The 22,842-nt window shown below is 64.8% G+C and carries 20 protein-coding genes; 10 read left to right on the top strand and 10 right to left on the bottom strand.

All coding sequences use genetic code 11. The features are described 5' to 3' along the window. Positions 1-2 precede the first annotated feature (2 nt). Positions 3-1,223 carry a BtaA family protein gene (locus AC1VVK_RS03445; protein WP_482904389.1) on the bottom strand — a complete coding sequence of 407 codons (1,221 nt, stop codon included), beginning with the start codon at positions 1,221-1,223 and terminating at the stop codon, positions 3-5. 350 nt (positions 1,224-1,573) lie between these two features. On the opposite strand from AC1VVK_RS03445, the gene AC1VVK_RS03440 reads away from it, so the two are divergent. From AC1VVK_RS03440 to AC1VVK_RS03425, 4 genes are all read left to right on the top strand, one after another. After that, a complete protein-coding gene (locus AC1VVK_RS03440) occupies positions 1,574-2,785 on the top strand; it encodes a saccharopine dehydrogenase family protein (RefSeq protein WP_482904388.1) in 1,212 nt (403 codons plus the stop codon). Positions 2,786-2,995: 210 nt separating this feature from the next. After that, complete coding sequence (locus AC1VVK_RS03435) at positions 2,996-3,346, top strand: DMT family protein (RefSeq protein ID WP_482904387.1); 351 nt, start codon at positions 2,996-2,998, stop codon at positions 3,344-3,346. A gap of 31 nt (positions 3,347-3,377) precedes the next feature. Beyond that, positions 3,378-4,556: a carboxynorspermidine decarboxylase gene (locus AC1VVK_RS03430; protein ID WP_482904386.1), complete on the top strand. Its 1,179-nt coding sequence runs from the start codon at positions 3,378-3,380 to the stop codon at positions 4,554-4,556. Positions 4,557-4,953: 397 nt separating this feature from the next. After that, positions 4,954-6,165: a type III PLP-dependent enzyme gene (locus AC1VVK_RS03425; RefSeq protein ID WP_482904385.1), complete on the top strand. Its 1,212-nt coding sequence runs from the start codon at positions 4,954-4,956 to the stop codon at positions 6,163-6,165. Positions 6,166-6,232: 67 nt separating this feature from the next. On the opposite strand, the gene AC1VVK_RS03420 is transcribed toward AC1VVK_RS03425, so the two are convergent. The 4 genes from AC1VVK_RS03420 to murI all read right to left on the bottom strand — a co-directional run bounded on the left by AC1VVK_RS03420 (position 6,233) and on the right by murI (position 10,553). After that, a complete protein-coding gene (locus AC1VVK_RS03420) occupies positions 6,233-7,336 on the bottom strand; it encodes an NADH:flavin oxidoreductase/NADH oxidase (RefSeq protein ID WP_482904384.1) in 1,104 nt (367 codons plus the stop codon). Positions 7,337-7,504: 168 nt separating this feature from the next. After that, positions 7,505-8,719: a 5-aminolevulinate synthase gene (gene hemA, locus AC1VVK_RS03415; RefSeq protein ID WP_132385615.1), complete on the bottom strand. Its 1,215-nt coding sequence runs from the start codon at positions 8,717-8,719 to the stop codon at positions 7,505-7,507. Positions 8,720-8,907: 188 nt separating this feature from the next. Then, entirely contained in the window at positions 8,908-9,723 is an 816-nt protein-coding gene (locus AC1VVK_RS03410) for a hypothetical protein (RefSeq protein WP_482904383.1), read from the bottom strand. After that, positions 9,720-10,553 (bottom strand): glutamate racemase, encoded by an 834-nt coding sequence (murI, locus tag AC1VVK_RS03405; RefSeq protein WP_482904382.1) that lies wholly within the window; start codon positions 10,551-10,553, stop codon positions 9,720-9,722. Before murI ends, AC1VVK_RS03410 begins: the two co-directional genes overlap by 4 nt. 109 nt (positions 10,554-10,662) lie before the next feature. Here murI and plsY point away from each other — a divergent pair, with 109 nt between their 5' ends. The 5 genes from plsY to AC1VVK_RS03380 all read left to right on the top strand — a co-directional run bounded on the left by plsY (position 10,663) and on the right by AC1VVK_RS03380 (position 16,110). Continuing rightward, entirely contained in the window at positions 10,663-11,250 is a 588-nt protein-coding gene (gene plsY / locus AC1VVK_RS03400; RefSeq protein WP_482904381.1) for a glycerol-3-phosphate 1-O-acyltransferase PlsY, read from the top strand. Continuing rightward, the gene (gene dprA / locus AC1VVK_RS03395) at positions 11,247-12,383 is read left to right on the top strand and encodes a DNA-processing protein DprA (protein WP_482904380.1); all 1,137 of its coding nucleotides are present in this window, start codon (positions 11,247-11,249) and stop codon (positions 12,381-12,383) included. Before plsY ends, dprA begins: the two co-directional genes overlap by 4 nt. Before the next feature lie 34 nt (positions 12,384-12,417). After that, on the top strand, positions 12,418-13,188 hold the full coding sequence (locus AC1VVK_RS03390; protein WP_482904379.1) for a glycerophosphoryl diester phosphodiesterase membrane domain-containing protein: 771 nt from the start codon (positions 12,418-12,420) through the stop codon (positions 13,186-13,188). Between the two features lie 127 nt (positions 13,189-13,315). Continuing rightward, positions 13,316-15,934 (top strand): type I DNA topoisomerase, encoded by a 2,619-nt coding sequence (topA, locus tag AC1VVK_RS03385; protein ID WP_482904378.1) that lies wholly within the window; start codon positions 13,316-13,318, stop codon positions 15,932-15,934. Beyond that, the gene (locus tag AC1VVK_RS03380) at positions 15,931-16,110 is read left to right on the top strand and encodes a hypothetical protein (protein WP_132385608.1); all 180 of its coding nucleotides are present in this window, start codon (positions 15,931-15,933) and stop codon (positions 16,108-16,110) included. The genes topA and AC1VVK_RS03380 overlap by 4 nt, the downstream gene beginning before the upstream one ends. A 2-nt stretch (positions 16,111-16,112) precedes the next feature. Here AC1VVK_RS03380 and AC1VVK_RS03375 read toward each other — a convergent pair whose 3' ends face one another. Further along, entirely contained in the window at positions 16,113-17,621 is a 1,509-nt protein-coding gene (locus AC1VVK_RS03375; RefSeq protein ID WP_482904377.1) for an ArnT family glycosyltransferase, read from the bottom strand. A gap of 206 nt (positions 17,622-17,827) precedes the next feature. On the opposite strand from AC1VVK_RS03375, the gene AC1VVK_RS03370 reads away from it, so the two are divergent. After that, complete coding sequence (locus AC1VVK_RS03370; protein ID WP_482904376.1) at positions 17,828-19,246, top strand: MFS transporter; 1,419 nt, start codon at positions 17,828-17,830, stop codon at positions 19,244-19,246. Here the strand turns inward: AC1VVK_RS03370 and AC1VVK_RS03365 are convergent. Genes AC1VVK_RS03365 through lepB form a run of 4 tightly spaced genes read right to left on the bottom strand, consistent with a single transcriptional unit; the run spans position 19,243 to position 22,726 of the window. Next, the gene (locus AC1VVK_RS03365) at positions 19,243-20,250 is read right to left on the bottom strand and encodes an SGNH/GDSL hydrolase family protein (RefSeq protein WP_482904375.1); all 1,008 of its coding nucleotides are present in this window, start codon (positions 20,248-20,250) and stop codon (positions 19,243-19,245) included. The two genes, AC1VVK_RS03370 and AC1VVK_RS03365, sit on opposite strands and share 4 nt — an antisense overlap. Continuing rightward, entirely contained in the window at positions 20,250-21,188 is a 939-nt protein-coding gene (gene era / locus AC1VVK_RS03360) for a GTPase Era (RefSeq protein WP_482904374.1), read from the bottom strand. Before era ends, AC1VVK_RS03365 begins: the two co-directional genes overlap by 1 nt. Further along, on the bottom strand, positions 21,185-21,853 hold the full coding sequence (rnc, locus tag AC1VVK_RS03355; RefSeq protein ID WP_132385603.1) for a ribonuclease III: 669 nt from the start codon (positions 21,851-21,853) through the stop codon (positions 21,185-21,187). The genes era and rnc overlap by 4 nt, the downstream gene beginning before the upstream one ends. Beyond that, positions 21,854-22,726, bottom strand: a complete 873-nt coding sequence (gene lepB / locus AC1VVK_RS03350) for a signal peptidase I (protein WP_132385602.1) — start codon at positions 22,724-22,726, stop codon at positions 21,854-21,856. Positions 22,727-22,842: the final 116 nt, after the last annotated feature.

Below are 22,842 nucleotides of genomic sequence, written 5' to 3'. Positions count from 1 at the left end.
CGTCAGCCTTTCAGCACGTAGAGGTGGACGCCGCCGTAGATCGAGGAGCGATCGCCCTCGGTTGCGGCGCGCGATTCGTCCTCGCGGTAATCCCAGCGCGAGAGGATCTCTTCCGGTACGCGGCCGGGCAGCAGCGTGGGTTCGGCGGCGGTGCGGAACAGCACGCGCGATCCGGGGCGGGCGGTGCGGGTGATTTCGCTCCACAGTTCGGTGAGCTGGGCATCGCTCATCCAGTCCTGCGCATCGAGCAGGATGTAGCGGTCGAACGAGGCATCCGCGCTTTCCGCGAGGACCTGCGTGAAGTTCGCATGGCGCAGGGTCAGGCGGCCCAGACGTTCACGCACCATCGGCACGTTGGCTTCCTGCAGATAGGGGGGAAGCGGTGCCTTGGCTTGACGACCATAGCCGCGTCCGAAGGCCTGCCAGGCGAAGTAATTGTCACCCAGCGGGAAGTGGCAGGCCAGCTTATCGAGGCGGGCGCGCAGCACGTCGGCCATGCGGTGGCCGCCTGCCAGCGCGTCGTACTGCGCGGGCGGAATTCCGAGACCGAACAGCGAGGCGGGCTGATCGGTCAGCCAGCGCACCAGCTTGCGCTCGAAGATCGGGGCGAAGCGCTCGTCGAACACGCGGCGCTGTTCTTCCAGCGTCTCGGCGCCGAGGATTTCGCTGGGGTCGATCTTGTAGAGCTTGGCGAGCACATGCGCGGCGCCGATGAAGTGGCCCAGCAGGCCGCGCTTGTAGATGCCGCGCGTAAAGCCACGGATGCGCCGGCGGCCGGCGAGATCGCGGCCTTCCCAATAGCGGCGCGTCGCTTCGTCGAGGTGCGGCGCCAGCTTCTCGCGATAGATCGCGGCGTTTTCCGGCTTGTCGGCTTCGGCGATGAAGCTGCGCAAGTCGGCATAATCGAGGTTCTCGATCGCGGCGATCTTCAGGCGGCCGAGTGCGATATGTGCGGTGTTGAGATCGACGCAGGTGATCGCGGCTGGATCGGCGGTGAGATAGGAAAGCGCATTGCAGCTGCCGCTGGCGATGGTCAGCACGCGGCTTTCGGGCCCGATCTGGAGCGCGGCCATGTCTGCCACCGGATCTTCCCAGATCTGCGCATAGACCAGCCCCTTGAAGGCAAGGGCGAAGGCCTTGTCGAGCAGGCGCGACGCGCGCGAAGATTCCGAGCGGACGACCGCTCCCTCGATCAGATCGGAAGCAGGGCGTGCGTTTGGCATGGTAGTGGTCCCCCGGTGCCGTATCGGTAATGGCACGGCGGCAATGCCCCCACCGGGTGACCGCGTGATGACGGGATGATGGCGAATTATGACAGCCGTGGTTGGATATGGTTTGACGCGTTGCCGGTGATCGCCTGGTTTCGGCGGAGCCATCCCGCACCCTCCTTTCGTCATTGCGAGCGGAGCGAAGCAATCCAGAGTCGTCGCGCAGAACCGCTCTGGATTGCCACGTCGGCTTCGCCTCCTCGCAATGACGAAGGAGGAGGGCAGAAAACTCTCACAGTTGAGTTGTCACACAGGGGCACTATATGCGGCCCTTTCGCGGCTTGCGCGTTCAAGGAGATAGATTGGTGAGCAAGGTTCTGGTGATCGGCGCAGGCGGCGTCGGTTCGGTCGCGGTCCACAAGATGGCGATGAATCCGGATATCTTTTCCGACATTCATCTCGCCAGCCGCACGGTTTCCAAGTGCGAAGCGATCGCCGAATCGGTGAAGCAGCGCACGGGCGTGACGATCAGCACCTATGCGATCGACGCCGACGACGTTGAGGCGACCGCGGCGCTGATCCGCTCGATCGGTCCGAAGCTGGTGGTCAATCTGGCGCTGCCCTATCAGGACCTCGCGATCATGGACGCGTGCCTGGCGACCGGCACGCACTACATGGACACCGCGAACTACGAGCCCAAGGACGTGGCCAAGTTCGAATACCACTGGCAGTGGGCCTATCAGGAGCGCTTCAAGCAGGCGGGCCTGATGGCGCTGCTGGGTTCGGGCTTCGATCCGGGCGTCACCTCGGTCTTCGCGATGTGGCTGAAGAAGCACAAGCTGAAGACCATCCGCACGCTGGACATTCTGGACTGCAACGGCGGCGATCACGGCCAGGCCTTCGCGACGAACTTCAACCCGGAAATCAACATCCGCGAAGTCACCGCGCCGGCCCGCCACTGGGAAAACGGCGAATTCGTCGAAACCCCGGCGATGGGCGTGAAGCAGAGCTTCGACTTCGAAGCCGTCGGCCCCAAGAACATGTACATGATGTACCACGAGGAACTGGAAAGCCTCGCCAGGTTCATCCCTGAAATGGAGCGCGCGCGCTTCTGGATGACCTTCGGTGACGAGTACATCAAGCACCTCACCGTGCTGCAGAACGTGGGCATGACCCGCATCGATCCGGTGATCTACAACGGCGTGGAAATCATTCCGCTCCAGTTCCTGAAGGCCGTGCTGCCCGAGCCCAGCTCGCTTGGCTCGACCACCAAGGGCAAGACGAACATCGGCGACATTGCGACCGGCGAAGCGCTGGACGGTTCGGGCGAGAAGACGTTCTACATCAAGAACATCTGCGACCACGAAGACGCCTATGCCGAAACCGGCAACCAGGCCGTCAGCTACACCACCGGCGTTCCGGCGATGATCGGCGCGGCCATGGTGCTGACCGGCGCATGGTCGGGTGAGGGCGTGTTTAACATGGAGCAGTTCGATCCCGATCCCTACATGGACATGCTGAACAAGCACGGCCTGCCCTGGACGGTCGAGGAACTCGACGGCCCGCTCGCGTTCTGATGCCTATCCTGCGGACCGTCCCTGCGGGCGGGCTAGGCGCATTTGCGCCGACGGCCTGCCCGTAGGGGGACGGTCCGCAGTTTTCCGCCGCGCCGATATGAGCGCGGCCGACCACGGGCCAATGTCAGGCTGACGACAGCCTTTATGGCTGCTACCCCGAAGCACGGGGCGGCAAGGCGCCGCATGTAATCCGCGTCTATTGAGGCATTGATGAACTGGTCTTTCGTTGCCCCCATAGCGATGCTCGCGGGCTCCAATCTGTTCATGAACACCGCATGGTATCTGCATCTCAAGATGCCGGGCAAGGCGCTGTGGATGGCGATCCTCATGAGCTGGGGCATCGCTTTCTTCGAATATTGCCTTGCCGTGCCGGCCAACCGGATCGGCAGCCACGTCTATTCGCTGGGGCAGCTCAAAGTGCTTCAGGAAGCCTTTTCGCTAACCGCCTTCGTGCTGGTGGCATGGGTGCTGTTCGGCCAGAAGCCGGGGCTCAACGAGCTGGTCGGATTTTCGCTGGTCGGCGCAGGGGCATGGTTTATCTTCAAGGGGCCGTTCGGCTGAGGCCGTCCCCCTCTCGCAAAGGACTTCAGTGATGGAAACCCGCGCCGGCGATCCGGGAGCCTTCGTTCATTTCGACCTGTCGCGTGTCGACAGCCCCAGCTTCGTGGTCGATGCCGCGAAGCTACGAGACAATCTGCGTGTGCTGAGCGACATCGGCGAGCGTGCAGGCGTCAAGGTGCTGTCCGCGCTCAAGGCCTTCTCGATGTGGTCCACCGCGCCGATCATCGGCGAGTATCTGGACGGCGTCTGCACTTCAGGCCTGTGGGAAGCGCGCCTTGCCAGCGAGTTCTACGATGGCGAGATCGCCACTTATTCCGCCGCCTACAAGGGTGAGGATCTCGACGAGATCCTGCGCCTGTCGGACCATGTGATCTTCAACTCGCCGATGCAGATCGAGCGCTTCTGGTCGCAGATCGAAGCCGCCCGCGCACGCGGTGAGGCTTTCGACATCGGCCTGCGCGTCAATCCGATGCATCCCGAAGGCGAAGTGCCGAAGTACGATCCCTGCGCGCCGCACTCGCGCCTCGGATTCCCGATCGACCAGCTGACCGAAGATCATATCGAAATGATCGACGGCATCCACATGCACACCCTGTGCGAGCAGGACTTCGAGCCGCTGCGCCGCACGTGGGACAAGGCGTTCGATTACCTCGAACCCTTCTTCGGCCAGTTCAAGTGGATCAACCTTGGCGGCGGGCACCACATCACCCGCGCCGATTACCAGCGCGACGAACTGGTGGAATTCCTGATCGACCTTCAGGAAGACACTGGCGCCGAAGTCTATCTGGAACCTGGCGAAGCCGTGGCGCTCGATGCCGGCATTCTGGTCGGTTCGGTGCTCGACATCGGCCACAACGGCATGCCGGTGGCGGTGGTGGACATCTCCGCCACCTGCCACATGCCCGACGTGATCGAGGCACCCTATCGCCCCGCCATGCTGGGCGAGCGGGAGGATGGCGATGGCCAACCCGTGCGCCTTGGTGGTCCGTCCTGCCTCGCGGGTGACGTGATCGGCGACTATGTTCTGCCCGAACGTCCCGAACCGGGCATGCGCTTCGCGTTTCTCGATCAGGCGCACTATTCGATGGTCAAGACCACGACCTTCAATGGCGTGCCGCTGCCGTCGATCTGGCTCTGGGATTCCGAGACGGACTCGCTCGAATGCATCCGCCGCTTCGAATACGAGGATTTCCGGGCCCGTCTGAGCTGATCGGACTTCGCTGATGGAGCGAGGGCAGGGCGGCTCGGTCCGTCCTGCCCCTGCCACGACCGGGGCCCCGGCCGGTCCCCCACGCGGACGAGTCGCGTGAACCCCACGGCAAGGGGTGCGTTTTAACCGTGAATTGCGATGCTTTTTTCTGCCTGTCCGGGACATTCCCGGCCGGTGAGTAATGACGGTTTAACCATCTGGTTTTGAAAGACTAAATTCGGCTTTAGGGCGCGTGTTTCGGTCGTTCATGAAGCTTATGTGACGTTTTCATGAAAGCCCGATTTTTTCACTTGCGATTCATCCGCTCAGCCCTATATCCGGCCCCTCGCTGCCCCATGGGGACTTCCAAACCGCAAGGCAGCTTTTCGCTAACAATTCCGTTTGGGGGTCCCTTGAGTTGCTCGAACATCTTGATGCACCGGCCGTAGCGCGCACCCTCGCGCCTGACGAACCCGTTATCCTCAATCGCCCGCATGCTGCCGCGCGCGCTGCTCGTTTCTTCGCCACGAAGTTTCCGGGCAAGTCGCTCTATGCCGTGAAGGCGAACCCCTCGCCGGATCTCATCCAGATCCTGTGGGACAATGGGATCACGCATTTCGACGTAGCTTCGATCGGTGAAGTCCGCATGGTCCGCAAGACCCTGCCGGCTGCGACCCTGTGCTTCATGCACCCGGTCAAGACCGCGAGCGCGATCCGCGAAGCCTATTTCGAGCATGGCGTTCGCACTTTCAGCCTCGACACCATCGAGGAAGTAGAGAAGATCCTCGAAGCGACCGCCGATGCCGATGGCAATCAGGCGACCGACCTGCGCCTCTGCGTGCGTCTTCGCGTTTCGTCCGAGTATTCGGAACTGAGCCTTGCCTCGAAGTTCGGTATCGATCTGGCCGACGCCGGCCCGCTGCTTCAGGCTACCCGTCAGGTTGCCGACTGGCTGGGCGTGTGCTTCCACGTCGGTTCGCAGGCGATGACGCCGTTTGCCTATGTGCAGGCGCTGGAGCGTGCGCGTGCGGCGATTGCCGACGCGGGCGTGGTTATCGACATGATCGACGTCGGTGGTGGCTTCCCCTCGGTCTATCCGGGCATGGAACCGCCGCCGTTGGAAGACTACTTCCAGATCATCCACCGCCACTTCGAGGCGCTGCCGATCGCGTACAACGCCGAACTGTGGTGCGAGCCGGGCCGTGCGCTCTCCGCCGAATACAGCTCGATGATCGTCAAGGTCGAGAAGCGTCGCGGTGACGAGCTTTACATCAACGAGGGTGCCTATGGCGCGCTCTACGATGCGGCGCACGTGGCATGGCGCTTCCCGGTGAAGTGCATCGCGCGCGATGGCCAGCGTTCTGAGGACCTTCAGGAGTTCTCGTTCTACGGCCCGACCTGCGACGATGCGGACTTCATGGAAGGCCCGTTCATGCTTCCCGCCGACATCAAGGCGGGCGACTGGATCGAAGTGGGCATGCTGGGCGCCTATGGCGCGGCCATGCGCACGGCGTTCAACGGCTTCGGCACGGGTGACGTGGTGACGGCTTCGGACGAGCCGATGGCCAGCCTCTACAGCGGCGACCGCAAGGATCCGCGCGTTTCGGATAACGTGGTCTCGCTGCGCTGATCGCCAGTCGATAGAAACAAGAAAAGGCCCCCGGTCATCGCTGACCGGGGGCCTTTTTCGTTGGGCTTCAGTTCGCGGTGAGCAAGTCCTTCAGGCCAAACGGCTGGCAGCGCAGGAATTGCGGCGAAACCTTGATTTGAGCGCCTAGCGCGGCAGCGGCGTGCCACGGCCAGCGCGGATCGTAGAGTACAGTGCGGGCAATCGCGATCATGTCCGCCTCGCCATTGGCAAGGATCGCCTCGGCCTGCTCGGGCTCGGTGATGAGGCCCACGGCGATCACCGGCATGGTGTCCACCGCTTCCTTCACCTTGTGGGCGAGCGGAACCTGATAGTTCGGGCCGACCGGGATCTGCTGATCGGCATGAAGGCCGCCGCTGGAAACGTGGAAGCCGTCGCAGCCACGCGCTTCAAGCGCCTTGGCGAAAGCGATGGTCTGCTCGACGTCCCAGCCGCCATCGACCCAGTCAGTGCCGGAGACGCGCATGGTCACCGGTTTGTCGGCCGGGAAGGCGGCGCGCACGGCGTCATAGACTTCCAGCGGGAAGCGCATGCGGTTTTCAAGGCTGCCGCCGTATTCGTCCGTGCGCTTGTTGGAGAGCGGCGAGAGGAACTGGTGCAGCAGGTAGCCATGGGCGCCGTGAAGCTGAATGGCGTCGATGCCCAGACGGTCCGCACGGCGAGCGGCGTCGGCGAAGGCATCGCGGATGCGGACAAGACCGGCCCTGTCGAGCGCCTCAGGCGCGTTCTCATGCGGAAGGAAGGGAATGTCTGATGCGGAGACCGTCTGCCAGCCGTTCGCGTCCTGAGGGGCTATCTGACCGCCTCCGTCCCAGGGCTTGGCGGTGCTCGCTTTGCGGCCCGCATGCGCAAGCTGGATGGCGATGGGCATGTCCGACCAGCGGCGCACGGATTCGAGTACCTTGCCCATGGCGGCCTCGGTCTCGTCATCCCACAGCCCCACGTCGGCATAGGAGATGCGGCCTTCCGGGCTGACGGCGCTGGCCTCGATGGTGAGGATGGCTGCGCCCGACTGGGACAGGTTGCCGAGATGCTGGACATGCCAGTCGGTCATCTTGCCGTCTTCGGCGGAATATTGACACATCGGCGCGATGACGATGCGGTTTGCGAGGGGGAGCTTGCCGAGGGAAGTCGGTTCGAAAAGCTTGGCCATGGGGTCCTTCCGGTCATGTCGTCGCAGCTAGGGGGAGGGCGCGCTGAGAGGCGCCTGCGACGGCAGGCAACTTGGGGTGCCTGGGCCAAATGAAAAGGGCCCCTCGCGCGTGCGGGGGCCCTTCCATGAAAAGATTATGTTGCGGCCGCGAAAGGCGCTCTGGACCGGTCAGGCGGCGAGGCGCATTTCCAGACGTTCCCAGATCTCGACCAGCGCATCGGTCAGGCTGCGCATCATCGCTTCGGTATGCGTCGGCCCGGGGGTGAAACGCAGGCGTTCGGTGCCGCGCGGCACGGTGGGGAAATTGATCGGCTGCACATAGGCACCGTATTCGGCCAGCAGGATGTCACTGATCTTCTTGGCCTTGACCGGGTCGCCGACCATCAGCGGCACGATGTGCGTGGTGGAATTCATCACCGGCAGGCCCGCGTCGCGGAACATCTGCTTGAGCGTCGCGGCCGAGTGCTGCTGCGCTTCGCGCTCGGCACTGGAGCTCTTGAGGTGCTTCACCGAGGCCAGCACGCCCGCCACCAGCACCGGCGAAAGCGAGGTGGTGAAGATGAAGCCGGGGGCATAGCTGCGGATGCAGTCGATCACCTTCTGGTCGGCCGCGATATAGCCGCCCATCACGCCGAACGCCTTGCCCAGCGTGCCTTCGATGATGTTGATGCGGTGCGCCGCCTCATCCCGATCGGTAATGCCGCCGCCGCGCGGGCCGTACATGCCGACGGCGTGGACTTCGTCGATATAGGTGAGCGCGTTGTACTTCTCTGCCAGATCGCAGATCGCGTGGATCGGGGCGATATCGCCGTCCATCGAATAGACCGACTCGAAGGCGACCAGCTTGGGCAGGTTCGGATCGGTGGCGGCCAGCAGTTCCTCAAGATGTTCGAGGTCGTTGTGGCGCCAGACCTTCTTCTCGCAGCCCGAATTGCGGATGCCCGCGATCATCGAGGCGTGGTTCAGCTCGTCCGAGAAGATCACGCAGCCCGGCAGGAGCTTGGCGAGCGTGGAGAGCGTGGCATCGTTCGAGACATAGCCCGACGTGAACAGCAGCGCGCCTTCCTTGCCATGCAGGTCCGCCAGTTCCTGCTCGAGTTCGATGTGGTAGTGCGTGTTGCCGCCGATGTTGCGGGTGCCGCCGGAACCGGCGCCGACGTCGTGCAGCGCCTCTTCCATCGCCTCGATCACCTTGGGGTGCTGGCCCATCGACAGGTAGTCGTTCGAGCACCAGACGGTGATCGGCTTGGGCCCATTGTGGCCCGCAAAGCAGCGGGCGTTGGGGTAGGCCCCCTTGTTGCGCAGGATATCGATGAAGACGCGGTAGCGACCTTCGGAATGCAGACGTTCGATCGCCTGTTCGAAAATGTGCTCGTAGTTCACCTGGGCTCTATCCTGCACTGGCCGTGAAGTGGCTTCTACCTGTTATTGGGCGCCAATACCGCATCGTTCGAGGCCTGACCAGACGGTTGTATCAGTTACCGTGATCGATATCGCCTCAGGATCGGCTTGAAATAAATCGTCTCGCGGACGACATTTTCGCATCGAGGCGGGTTTCGAGATGATTGCCCTCAGGATTTCACGAAACCCCAAGGTACGCCGTCCGGCGCTGCCGGATCATGTCCCGGGATCACCACAAGACTCGGCGCAGCCCGCTTGAGCGCCTGAATGGTCATCAACCATGACGCGATCGCGATGCGCTTGTCCGGGTGGCCCAGATCGGCGAACGTCCGCGCCGGCGGCCGCAAATCCTGCCAGCTTTCGGATACTTGCGCGACATCGCCGGTAAACAGAAATTCCCGGCCGTCCGCCAATTGCACGAAGTACATCGTGGCGCGATTGGGCAGATCGAGCTGGGGGATGGCCACGATTCCGGGGGCGACCGCGTGCGGGTGGCCGTCGCTGAGATCGGGCAAGGGCAGCGCTTCGGGAGAATGGACCGCGGGATTGCCCCGGTGCGAGGGCCGGTCCAGCAGTTGCAGTCGCAAGCCGGCCTGTGCGACTTCGTGGTCCACGCGCCGCTGGGCGATGGAATCGAACTCGGAGACGTTGTTTTCCTCGGCGATTTCGGCCGTCGTGCCGGCGTCGATGACGATTGGACGCGAGCCGGGCACCAGCAGTTCGTAGGCCCGGATGCCGGTGCGAATGGGGCGCAGGCCGGTTCCGGCCGCGAGCTGGTTGTGCAGCGACATGCGCGTGCCGATCAGCTCATGACGGATCTGGGTGGGATGCGCGCCGTCGATAGACTTCGCAAGCGTGCGCAACTCGCCGATGTCGAGCGGCTTGGCGTGGGCATCGGGCGCGCTGGCGTCGAACTGGAACCAGTAGAGCGGCAGTCCGACGAGCAGCAGCAACGCGAGCACGAAGACGTTGAATTTCGGCGTCAAAGCAGCCCGCCCCCTTCAAGTCCGTATCGCGCCAGGGCAATGGCGTAAGATGAGGTCAGGTCTCTGGTCCCGGTGAAAAGGGCCCGGTCGGGGACCGCGCGGGCAAAGTCCTGCCCCTCGGTCAGCCGGGTGATCTGGCGGGCGATACCCTGTGCGCCGTGGACAAAGGCGACGCCGGGGCCAAAGGCTTCGGCCAGTTCCTCTTCCAGCAGCGGGAAATGCGTGCAGGCGAGGACGACCGTGTCGATCTCCATGCCGCCGGGCATGCTGCGCAGGGCCTCTGCGGCGCGGCGAATGACGGCGGGATCGACTGGTTCGCCGCGCAGCTTGGCTTCGGCGGCCTCTACCAGTTCGGGGGCGCCGTGGCGCAGCAGCCGCTTGTCGGCGGCGAATTCCTGTTCAAGCCGGTCGACGTATGCTTGCCGGATCGTTGCCTGCGTGCCGAGCAACCCGATGGTGCCGGTGCGCGTCATCGCTGCTGCCGGCTTGATCGCGGGCACAGTGCCGACAATCGGCACTTCCAGCACCTCGCGCACCATGCCGAGCGCGATGGTCGAGGCGGTGTTGCAGGCGATGCAGACGAGGCGCGGCGAAAAACGCTCGGTCATGCGCCCCAGCAGCCCGGCAACGCGCGCGGCGACTTGCGCCTCGGTCTTGGTGCCATAAGGCAGACCGGCGGTATCGGCGGCGTAGATCACTGGCGCCTGCGGCAATGCCCGGCGCAATTCGGCGAGCACGGTGAGGCCGCCCACGCCCGAATCGAAAACCAGGATCGGCGCGGCGGGGTCGACCTGCAAGGCGGTCGACACGGCGGAACTTTCGGAAGGCATCGTTTTTCCCTGTACCTTGCACACTGTTAACCGCGCCGGGGTGCCAAGGGCAATCTCGAAAGCTGCAAGTTACTTCGCCTAAAGCGTTCGAGCCGCTAAGAGGCCGGACATGTATTGGATTCTCCCTCTCGTTCTCGGCTACGCCCTTGGTTCGGTGCCCTTCGGCCTTCTCCTCACGCGCATCGCGGGAGGCGGCGATTTGCGCTCGATCGGATCCGGCAATATCGGCGCGACCAATGTGCTGCGCACCGGCCGCAAGGGGCTGGCCGCGGCGACGCTGCTGCTCGACTTGCTGAAGGGCCTCGCCGCGGTGCTGATCGCCGCGCATTTCTGGCCGGAATGGGCGTGGCTGGGCGCGCTCGGCGCGTTCCTGGGCCACTGCTTCCCGGTCTGGCTGGGCTTCAAGGGCGGCAAGGGCGTGGCGACCATGGCGGGGGTCGCCTTCGGCCTCGCATGGCCGGTGGGACTGGCTTACGCGCTTACCTGGATCGGGCTGCTGCTGACGGTGCGAATCAGTTCCGTTGCGGGGATGACGGCCGCTGTCGTCGCGCCGATTGCCGCTTTCGCGCTCGGACACGGGCAGGCGGCAGGGGTGCTCGCGGTGATCGCGGTGATCGTACTCTTCCTGCACCGTGAGAACATTGCCCGCCTGCGCGCAGGGACCGAACCGAAGGTCGGGAGCGGCAAGAAGCCGTGAGCCGAGCCGGGGGGGACAGCAAGACCGCACTCTCGCAGGACGAGGCGTTCGCGCGCATCCGTCTGCTGCGCTCGCCCAATAACGGTCCTGTCACATACCGTCAGCTGCTTGCCCGCTGCGGGAGCGCCGAGGCGGCGATCAAGGCCTTGCCCGAACTCGCCGGCCGCGCCGGGCGGCGCTACCAGCCCGCGCCCGAAGGACTGGTCGAGGCGGAAGTCGCCCGCATCCGCAAGGCGGGAGCAAGCTATCTCTTTCACGATTCTCCGGACTATCCCGGCCTGCTGGCACAGAGCGAGGGCGCTCCGCCGATCCTGACGCTGCGCGGCGATCCGGCACTGCTGGGCCGCCCCTGCGTCGCCGTGGTCGGCGCGCGCAATGCCTCGGCCGGCGCGGTACGACTGGCGCGCGGGTTTGCGCAAGGGCTGGCGGAGGCCGGTTTCACGGTGGTCTCCGGCCTTGCGCGCGGGATCGACGGTGCTGCGCATCAAGGCGCGCTGGCCGGTGGGGCGACGATCGGCGTGATCGCCAGCGGGATCGACATCGCCTATCCGCCCGAACATGCCCAGCTTCAGGAGCGCGTCGCCAAGGAAGGCCTGCTGATAGCCGAGCAGCCACCGGGTACCGAGCCGCTGGCCCGCCACTTCCCCACGCGCAATCGCATCATTGCCGGGCTCTCGGCAGGCACTTTAGTGGTGGAGGCGGCGCCCAAGTCGGGTTCGCTCATCACCGCAAGGCTTGCGGGAGAAATGGGGCGCGAGGTCATGGCCGTGCCGGGCTCACCGCTCGATCCACGGTCTCAGGGGTGCAACCAGCTGATCCGTGACGGTGCGGTGCTGGTTCAGTCGGTCGCGGATGTGATCGAACTGCTCACCCATTTCGACGGGACGCCGCGCGCGACTTTTCGGGAAGGCGAGGCCGAAAGGCCGCAGCCGCCGGAAGGAGCCGGTTCGGAACCTGCTGGTCCAGGTGAGCCGGCCGGGCTCGCCCAAATGCTCACCACGGCGCCAGTCGCTGTAGACGAAATCATCCGGCAGTCCGGAGCAAGCCCGTCTGTCGTGCAACTGGAATTGCTGGAACTGGAGATCGCCGGAAGGCTGGTCCGCCACGCCGGAGGCAGGGTGAGTCTGGGGTGACTATCCGCAGGTCGATGGGGCGACTTGCCAAACATTGTATATTTTCAGCAGTTTGACTGCGGAATTCTTTATGGGGGACATCTTGAGCGGTTATTTGGGCGCCTTCACAGTGGGTGATATCTTCACCAAAACTTTTGCCGTCTTCGTTGCGAATTGGCGAGCCACAGCCATCTATGCGGTCTTCGTGGCCCTGCTCACAAGCGGGTTGCAATTCGCGCTTGCGCGCAACGGCGGATATCCCTTCTCAGGAGGCGGCTTGGCGGCCACGATTGCTGCAACGCTCCTCTCCAACATCGCCGGATACGTACTTGTGTGGCATATCCTCGATCACCTCGATTTTGCCACGACTTCGTTTTCCGGAGGGCGTTATTTCCTCTATCTCGGCGCCACTATCGTCATGGGTATCGCAAGCTGCTTTGGCATGCTGCTCCTGATCGTGCCGGGCCTGCTGCTCATGGCGCGCTGGTCTGCGGCGCTCCCGCTGATTACGGCCCGAGGAACGGGAGTGTTCGATGCGATGGCCGAAAGCTGGGAGATGACCCGGTCGCGTACGTGGACGATCATAGGATTCTATTGCCTGTTCGGGCTGGTGATCATGGCAATTACGTTTCCTGTCATGGCGGGAATGGGCATTATCAGTCTTCGCGAGGGCCTTCCCACAGAGGTCAGTGTGACCAAATTGGGGCTTCAGCTTGTCGGCAGCATGCTGCAAAATCTCGTTTCGGGTGTCGTCGTCTGTTCGAGCGTGGCTCTTTTTGCCCTCTTGCTTGAAAATGCGGGCGCCGAAACCGAAGTCTTCGCTTGATACCCGCCGCTGACATCCTTTTGTCGCATCGGGGTGCTTGACGAAGCGCCCCAAAGCTTCTCACCCTATGCGTGTACACACATGCGCCCGCGTGGGAGCGCGCGCGTAGGGGCTATAAGAGTAACGAATGCAGCTAGTCATCGTCGAATCGCCGGCCAAGGCCAAAACCATCGAGAAGTACCTCGGCAAGGACTACAAGGTCCTCGCCAGCTACGGTCACGTCCGAGACCTGCCGCCCAAGGACGGCTCGGTCCGCCCGGACGAGGGCTTCGAAATGGACTGGGAACTCTACGGAGACAAACAGCGCCAGGTGAAGGCCATCACCGACGCCGCGAAGGAGGCTGACCGCCTGATCCTCGCCACTGACCCTGATCGCGAGGGTGAGGCGATTTCGTGGCACGTGAAGGAACTGCTGGCCAAGCGAAAGGCGCTGCCGAAGGACGTGCAGCGGGTGACGTTCAACGCCATCACCAAGGAAACGGTGACCAAGGCGATGCAGCACCCGCGCGAGCTCGATCAGGACCTGATCGATGCCTATCTCGCCCGCCGCGCGCTGGATTACCTGTTCGGCTTCACGCTTTCGCCGGTGCTCTGGCGCAAGCTGCCCGGCGCCAAGTCGGCGGGCCGCGTGCAGTCGGTCGCGCTGCGCCTGATCGTCGATCGCGAGCGTGAGATCGAGGCGTTCACAGCGCAGGAATACTGGTCGGTCGCGGCGCAGATGGCGCATGACGGCACGGACTTCACCACCCGTCTGGTGACGTTCGAGGGCCAGAAGCTGGACCGTCTCAGCATCGGCGACGAAGGCACCGCCCTTCGCGCCAAGGCCGCTGTCGAGAGCGGCGCGTTCCGCGTCGAATCGGTCGAGACCAAGCCGCACAAGCGCAACCCGCAGCCGCCGTTCACCACCTCCACGCTCCAGCAGGAGGCCGCGCGCAAGCTCGGCTTCTCGGCCAGCCAGACGATGCGCGTGGCGCAGACGCTCTACGAAGCGGGCGCGATCACCTATATGCGTACCGACGGTGTGCAGATGGACCCGAGCGCGGTTTCGGCCTGCCGCTCGGCGATCTCGGACCGTTTCTCGGGCCACTACCTCCCCGAGAAGCCGCGCCACTACGAGACCAAGGCGAAGAACGCGCAGGAAGCGCACGAAGCGATTCGCCCCACCGAGTTCACCAGGGACCGTTACGGCTCGGGTGACGAGGGCCGTCTTTACGACCTCATCTTCAAGCGCGCGATGGCCAGCCAGATGGCTTCCGCGGCGCTTGAGCGCACCACCGTCACGCTGCGGGACGGCACCGGCCAGCACGAACTGCGTGCAACCGGTCAGGTCGTGAAGTTCCCGGGCTTCCTCGCGGTCTACGAGGAAGGCCAGGACAACAAGTCCGACGACGACGATTCGGGCCTGCTGCCCTTTATGAAGGCGGGCGACATGCCGGCCAAGAAGGACGTCACCGCCGAACAGCACTTCACCCAGCCGCCGCCGCGCTTCTCGGAAGCGAGCCTCGTCAAGCGTCTGGAAGAGCTGGGCATCGGCCGTCCGTCGACGTATGCGGCGACGATTCAGGTCATCAAGGATCGCAACTACGTCCGCACCGAAAAGAACCGTTTCTTCGCGGAAGAATCGGGCCGACTGCTGACCTCGTTCCTCGAACGCTTCTTCCAGCGCTATGTCGCCTACGAATTCACGGCGGGCATGGAAGACGAGCTCGACGACGTTTCCGGCGGCCGCCAGGAATGGAAGGCGCTGCTCGAAGCCTTCTGGCGCGATTTCAAGCCGAAGTCGGACGAAGTCATGGAGAAGAAGCCCTCGGAAGTGACCGAGGCGCTCGATGAGTTCCTGTCGGACTACCTGTTCCCGCCCAAGGCCGATGGCACCGATCCGCGCCTTTGCCCGAAGTGCGGCGAGGGGCGTCTGTCGCTGCGCGGCGGGCGTTATGGCGCGTTCGTCGCCTGCTCCAACTATCCCGAGTGCAAGTTCACCCGCAAGTTCGCGCAGCCCGGCGGCAGCGCCGATGGCGGCGGCGATGATGAGGCGCTGGGCAAGGATCCGGAAACCGGGTTGGAAATCGTGCGCCGTACCGGCCGCTTCGGTCCCTATATCCAGCTTGGCGAGGGCAAGGAGGCCAAGCGCGCGTCGATTCCCAAGGACATCGACGAGTTGACGCTGGAATGGGGCATCAAGCTGCTCAGCCTGCCGCGCGCGATCGGTCCGCACCCGGAGACGGGCAACGAGATCACCGCGAGCATTGGCCGCTATGGCCCCTATCTGGCGCACAACGGCAAATATGCGCGCCTGCGCAATACCGCCGAAGTGTTCGAGACGGGCATGAACGCCGCCGTTTCGCTGCTCGCCGATGCCGCCAATCGCGGCGGCGCCGGGTCGCGCACCAAGGCGGAGCCGATCAAGGTTCTGGGCGCACACCCGACCACGGCCGGTGAGATCAAGGTCATGGCAGGCCGCTATGGTCCCTATGTGACCGACGGCACCACCAACGCCACGCTCCCGCGCGACCAGAAGCCTGAGGATCTGACGGCCGAGCAGGCCATCGCGCTGATCGATGCGAAGGCTGCCAAGGGCCCGGTGAAGGGCAAGAAGAAGGCCGCGCCGAAGAAGGCTGCTGCCAAGAAGGCCCCGGCCAAGGCGGCTTCGGAAAAGGCACCTGCTGCGAAAAAGGCGCCTGCCAAGAAGGCTCCGGCCAAGAAGGCCGCTCCCAAGGCCGCAGCGAAGAAGGAGGCCGCCGAATGAGCGACAAGATCGCCAAGCACAAGCAGCCGTGGAAGCCCGAAGAGCTTCAGAAGCTTCAGGTCCTTGCCGGAAAGGGCAAGGGTCTGAAGGAGATCGCCAAGGCTCTCAACCGCACCGAGGAATCGACCAAGGATGCGGCGCGCCAGCATGGGTTCGCCGTTGCCAAGGCGCGCTGATTTCACGGCCTGAGGCGGTATAGCCCGTATTTGCGGGTGCCAAGGGTCACCCCTGCATAGCGCTCGTAGGCCGCGGCAAGCCGCTGGCGGACGAGCGCGCGGGTGGCGAGGTTGGGAAGGTTCGGGCGGCCGGATTCGGCCACCACGACCACGCCCGGGCGCGTATCGAACACGCGTGCGACTTCGGCGCTGGGATCGACCCCCAGCGCTCCGGCCTCGTTCATGGCATTGAGGTGGCTGGGATAGGCGAAGCGCGTGGGAATGCAGGCGTTCGTCGTGCGGTAGAGCGCGCTGTCACCCTCATAGACGTAGAGGCAGCGGCCGTGGAGTTCGCGGGCGACCAGATTGCTCGCCTGCGCGAAATCGGCGGCCGTGCCTTTCTCGCGGATCTGGAAGGCGGGCACCAGCACGGCGCCGATCAGGCCAAGGCCGATCAGCAGGTTGCCGTACCAGCGCTCACCCTTGCGCGTCCGCGCAAGGGCAGGTGCGGCGAGCACGGACAGCGGCACCAGAACCGGGCCGAGGTAGTGATCGTACCAGGTCCCGAACACCAGAAAACCGCCGATCGCGAAGAGCGCCCAGATCCGCAGGGCCGGAAGCACCCCCGGCCGCTCGCCGCGCGAGGTGGAAAGCCGGATCGGCGACAGGCGGTAGGGCGCGAGCAGGATCGCCAGCGCAAAGGGCGTCATCGCCAGCACTTCCTTGCCGAGCTGGGCAAAAGCGTCGGCATGGTCGGTGGCCCGGCCGAAAATCGAGAGCATGTTGCTCTGGACGAAGGCGTCGAAGTGCCCGGCCATGGCATAGCCGGCGGCGACCGCCATGGTCGGCAGCAGGGCCACGAAGGCCCAGAGCGCTCCGGCGGCGACAAGGCGCGGCAGCCGCCAGCCATCGGCACGCGCGCGCGCGAGCAGCAGCAGACCGAAGCCGATCCCCTCGAACAGCACCGTGTACTTGACCTGCATGGCCAGGCCGAGCAGCACCATCGGCACGAGCGCTCGCCGTCCCAGCAGCGGATCGCGGACCCGTTGGCAGGCCTCGATAGTCAGCATCGCGGCCAGTGCCACCGGCAGATTGTAGAACACCGGAGCTTGCCCTAGCGCCGCGTTGAATACGACCTGCCAGAGCAGATAGACGATCCCCGCTGCCTGGGCGGCGCGCGGCGGGGCGATCCAGCGGGCCATGCGTTCGATCACCAGCGCGGTCAGCACCGAGCACGCCAGCCCCAGCAGCTGATAGGTCAACACCGGGTCGAAGGGCAGCAGGTAGACCCCGCGATAGATCGCGAAGAGGCCCCAGGGCTTGCGGTCCCAGATATCGACGAAGGGCAGCGCGCCCGCCGCCATGCGCTGGCCGACCAGCAGGTAGAACTGCTCGTCCGACTGGAACGCGGGCTTGCCCAGCATCATCAGCCGCACCACAAGGCCGACGACGATGTAGAGTGCGGGAGATGCCATGCCCGGGCGGACAATCCGTCCGGTACGGGCAAACAGGCGCCCGGTTGCTGCGATCATGGTCGACCCTTCGTATTGTCCGCGCCCGCCGCAGGATGGGGCAATGATGTCGCCGCTTCGTCATGGAAGTTGAAGATGGCAATTTAGAGACGCCGCCACGGGTCAGAATCAGCAGCTTGCCTTTGCGGCGCAGCCTGCGACAATTTCTTACAGCGCCGGACTTGCTTCGAAGGCGGCCTTGGGGCGTTGGTCAAGACATGCTGCAAATGCGAGATGATGATCGGGCCAAGGTGCCCGAGGCCCGGCAAACCGACATCGGTGCGCCCGATATGGCCGATATCGACACCGGTCTGGAAATGCCGCGCCGGCTCTGGGCGATCGTGGCGATTTCCTTCGGCACGGCGCTTTTCGTGCTGGACGGCACGATCGCCAATGTCGCGCTGCCCACCATTGCTCGCGACTTGTCGGTGGAGCAAGGCGTCGTCGTCAATGTGGTGACGGTCTACCAGTTGGTCATGGTCATGGCGTTGCTGCCTTTCGCCAACCTTGGCGAGCGGCTGGGTCTGCGACGGGTCTACCAGACCGGGCAGTTGATCTTCATGGCCGCTTCGGCACTGGCGTTTTTGGCCCACTCGCTGCCCACGCTGCTAATCGTGCGCGCGGGACAGGCGTTCGGCGCGGGCATGGCGATGAGCGTGTCGGCCGCGCTGATCCGGCAGATCTATTCGAAGCGCAGCCTTGGCAGCGGGCTGGGCATCAACTCGGTGATCGTCGCCAGTTCCAACGCGCTCGCGCCGGTTCTGGGCGGCTTGATCGTGGCCCATGCCGACTGGCGCTGGGTCTTTGTGGCGGCGGTGCCGCTGGCGGCGCTGTCGCTGCTGATCGGGCGATTCCTGCCGGACCCCGTGCGAGGATCCACGCCGTTCGACTGGCGTTCGGGGCTGTGGAGCTCGGCGAGCTTCGCCCTGCTGATCGGGGGCATCGAACTGGCCGCCCATGGCGGCATGGTCGCTCTTGGCGTCGTGATCGCGCTGGCGGGCCTCGGCTCGGCACTGGCGCTGGCCTGGCGCGAGCGGCAGCGGACGAACCCGGTGTTTCCGGTCGACCTTCTGGCCATGCCGTCGATCGGCCTGTCGACGCTGGCCGCCATTGCCGCTTTCGTTGGTTCGGCCGCGCTGGTCGTAGCGCTGCCGTTCCGGCTGGAGCAGGGGATGGGCTACACGCCGCAGGAAGTGGGCCTGCTGGTCCTGCCGTTTCCGCTCACCATGCTGGTCGTGGCGCCGATTGCGGGCTGGCTGTCGGACCACGCCTCGCCCTCGATCATGGGGCTGATCGGCATGATCATCGCCGTGGCCGGCCTGTGCTTTCTGGCGTTCCTGCCCGACCATGCAGGCGTGGTCGCAATTGCATGGCGGCTGGTGGTCGCCGCGCTCGGCTTCTCGCTGTTCTTCTCTCCCAATGCGCGCATGATCGTTGGCAACTCGCCGCGTGAGCGCGCGGCGGCGGCGGGCGGACTGCTCGCGACCGGGCGGCTCTTCGGCCAGACGCTGGGTGCGGCGCTGGTCGGCATCACGCTGTCGTTGGGGTTGGGAGAGGGCCCGGTGCCGATGCTCGCTTGCGCGGTGCTGGCGGCCGTGGCGGCTTTCGCCAGCCTCGTACGGTGGAGGCTGGCGGAGAAGACCTAGTTGTTGCGGGTGCCGGTCGGGGACGTCGTCTGCGGGGGCACGGGCGGCGGCACCACGAGCGGCACCGGCTGCGGCAGCAGATTGGGCCGCACCGATTTGACCCCCACGCGCGTCAGCCACCAGGCGATTTCGTTGGCGGTGGCTTCCATGCCCGCATAGTTGAGGTGCCACTGAAGGCCCAGATGACCGTCATAGCCATCGGGCGAACCGATCATCCACGGCATCGCATCGCAAGGCGTGTGCGTGGCTGAGGACTGGTTCATTTCCACCAGCACGGCGCCATTGGCCGAAGCCACGCGGGTGGTGATGTCGGCCAGACGAACGCCGATCTGGCGTACGATCGCGGCGTGTTCCTCGCTGATCGGCGTATCGGCACAGAGCTTGCCGGGCGCGGGCAGCGGGGTCAGATACTGGACGAAGACGAGCCGCGCGTGGGGTGCCTGCGTGCGGATGCGCCGGGCGATCTCCATCAGCTGCATTTCGTCGCGCGCATAGTCGTATTCGGTCGGAATCTTGACCGCCGCACAAGGGCGCGGCTTGCCGCCCGCCGCAAACGACTGCTTCGCACGATAGGCGCAGGACGCGTTGAACAGGTTGCCGACGTAGTTGAGGTCGTTCCCGCCGATGGTGAGCGTGACCAGCCGGGTCTGCGGCGTCACCGCGTTGATCTGCGGCGCAATGTCGCCCCAGGGGCCCAGCACATTGTCGGTCGTCGCACCGGAGCACGAACGGTCGGTGAGCACCATGCCGAAGCGTTCGGCCAGCAGCGAGGGATAGTTGTTGAGGCTCTGCCCGCAGCGCGCCGGCGCGCCGCCCTTGGCGGGCGGCAGCATCGGCCCGGCCGCGAAGGACGAGCCGATTGCGACGTAGCGCTGGCCGGCCAGCGTCTCTTCCACTTGCGCGGTGGGATCCGCCTGGGCGGCGTGGGCAGTCGTGAACGATGTGGCGCAGCCGCCGAGCAACAATGCCGTGGCGGTCAAGCCCGCCAGGGTATTCCTTGGCATTACTTCACCCAGTCCAGTCCGATTTCCTCATAGAGGTCGCGTGCGTCGGCCCAGTTTTCCTCGACCTTCACGTGCAGGAAGAGGTGGACCTTCTGGCCCAGCACGTCGGCGAGTTCCTTGCGCGCCGCTTCACCGATCGCCTTGATCTTGGAGCCGCCCTTGCCCAGCACGATAGCGCGCTGGTTGTCGCGGGTGACGACGATCTGCTGGCGGATCTCCACCGAACCATCCCTGCGCTGCTCGTAGGCTTCGGGGCGCACGGCGGCATCGTAGGGCAGTTCCTCGTGAAGCTGGCGGTAGAGCTGCTCACGCGTGATCTCGCAGGCGAGCAGGCGCTCGCTGGCGTCGGAGACCTGATCCTCGGGATAGTGCCAGGGACCTTCAGGCATCAGCCCGGCAAGGTGCGCCTTGAGTTCCGGCACGCCGTCGCCCGAGAGCGCCGAGACGAAGAACACTTCGTCGAACTGGACTTTGCCGGTCAGTTCCTGCGCCAGCACCAGCAGCGGTTCCTTGGCGCCGGCATCGACCTTGTTGATGACCAGGATCTTGCGTTCCGGGCGCGTCGCCAGCGATTCGAGCAGGGGCTCCAGCTCGTGGCGGCGCTTCTTGATCGGATCGACCACCAGCAGGACCGCGTCGGCCTCCTGCGCGCCTTCCCAGGCGGCAGCGACCATTGCGCGGTCAAGGCGGCGCTTGGGGGCGAAGATACCGGGAGTATCGGCCAGGATGATCTGGACCGGACCGTCCAGAGCAATGCCGATCAGGCGGGCGCGGGTGGTCTGCGCCTTGGCCGAGGTGATCGCTACCTTCTGGCCGACGAGTGCGTTGACCAGCGTCGACTTGCCCGCATTGGGCGCGCCGATAACCGCGACGAGGCCGCACTTCTGGGGCAAGCCGTTATTCTCGCCAATATTCTCGGGAGCGCCATCCTGGCTCATCCGAATTTCCTCATGAATTCCTCGGCGGCGTGCGTTTCCGCATCCTGCTTGGAGTTCGCGGTTGCGCGCGCCGAGCCGACATTGTGAATCGAAACCTCGACAGTGAATTTCGAGGCATGGTCGGGGCCTGAGCGCTCGACCAGCTTGTATTCGGGCATTCGCCGGCGATTGCCGGCTGCCCATTCCTGTAGCGCGGACTTGGGATGCTTACGCTTGCCCGCCTTGCCCTGCATAGCATCGTGCCAGAGCTTGCGCACCATGGCGCGCGCGGATTCGAAGCCGCGCTCGATGAAGCAGGCGCCGATCAGCGCTTCCATCACGTCGCCAAGGATGTTGTCGCTGTCCAGCCCGCCATCGTCGCGCGCCTGCTTGCCGAGCCGCATGCGCGGACCCAGATCGATGCCGCGCGCCACCAGCGCGCACGTGGCGCGGGCGACAAGCGCGTTCAGGCGCTGCGAGAGGCGGCCCTCCGCTTCTTCGCTGTTCTCGTAAAGCCATTCGGCGACCGTGAGCCCAAGCACGCGGTCGCCGAGGAATTCGAGGCGTTCGTAATTGCGCTTCTCGCCGGTGCTGCCGTGGGTTAGCGCGGCGAGCCAGAGGGCTTCGTCGGCGGGCACGGCGCCCGAGATTTCGGCGATGAAGGCGCGATCCTGCGCGTCAAGCACTCAGATCAAGCTCCCGATGCGGCTCCAGCGCGCCGCTGTGAACCAGGTCCAGGGTTCGAACCAGCTGGCCGAACCGTCGGTGGAGAACATCATGATGGCCGCACGGCCGACCAGATTGTCCTGCGGAACGATGCCGATGCCCTGTCCTTCGACGGCGGGGAAGCGGCTGTCGAGCGAGTTGTCGCGGTTGTCGCCCATCAGGAACATATGGCCTTCGGGCACGACATAGACGCCGGTATCGTCCTGCGGCGTGTGGCCGAGGTCGAGCACGTTGTAGCTCTTTCCGTTCGGCAGCGTCTCGCGGTACTGCGGATAGTTGCAGACCGGGCCGCCCTTGGCGTCGGTGCCCTCGAACTCGGGGGCGTAGCAATGGGTGTTGGGCGTCACCGGCAGCGCGAAATCGGGCTGCTTCACGCGCGGCACCGGCTTGGCGTTGATCCAGACCTGACCACCCTTGACCTGAATCTCGTCACCCGGAAGGCCGATCACGCGCTTGATGTAGTCCACGTCGTTGCCGGGAGGGGCCTTGAAGATCACCACGTCGCCGCGCTCGGGCTGGCTGGCGAAGACGCGGCCCGGGATCAGCGGCAGGCTGAACGGCAGCGAATACTTCGAATAGCCATAGGACCATTTCGTGGCGAACAGGTAGTCGCCATTGAGCAGGCGCGGCAGCATCGATTCGCTCGGGATGTTGAACGGCGAGATGATGAAGCTGCGCAAGACCACCACGCCAAGCACCAGCCAGAACAGGAACGCGAGGAAGCTCTCGTCCTTCTTGGCAGGCTGATCGGAGCGCTTGTCGCGCGCGGCCGACGTGGGTGCACCGGGGTTTGGGGTGGGGTTTGCGGAGGCCGCTGTGTCGGTTTCGCTCATGAGGCAAACCCTTGTTGCGCGCGCGCGCTTCCGTCAAGCGCAATCCCGCCGAATTGGCGACGTTGATCGACCAAAATCGTCATCATCCGGGGATGATTGGTCTGCAACAATGGTCT

The organism is Novosphingobium sp. BL-S-32 (assembly GCF_056857055.1).
Note: the sequence above shows the minus strand (reverse complement) of the source record. Positions and strands in the feature narration are given on the sequence as shown.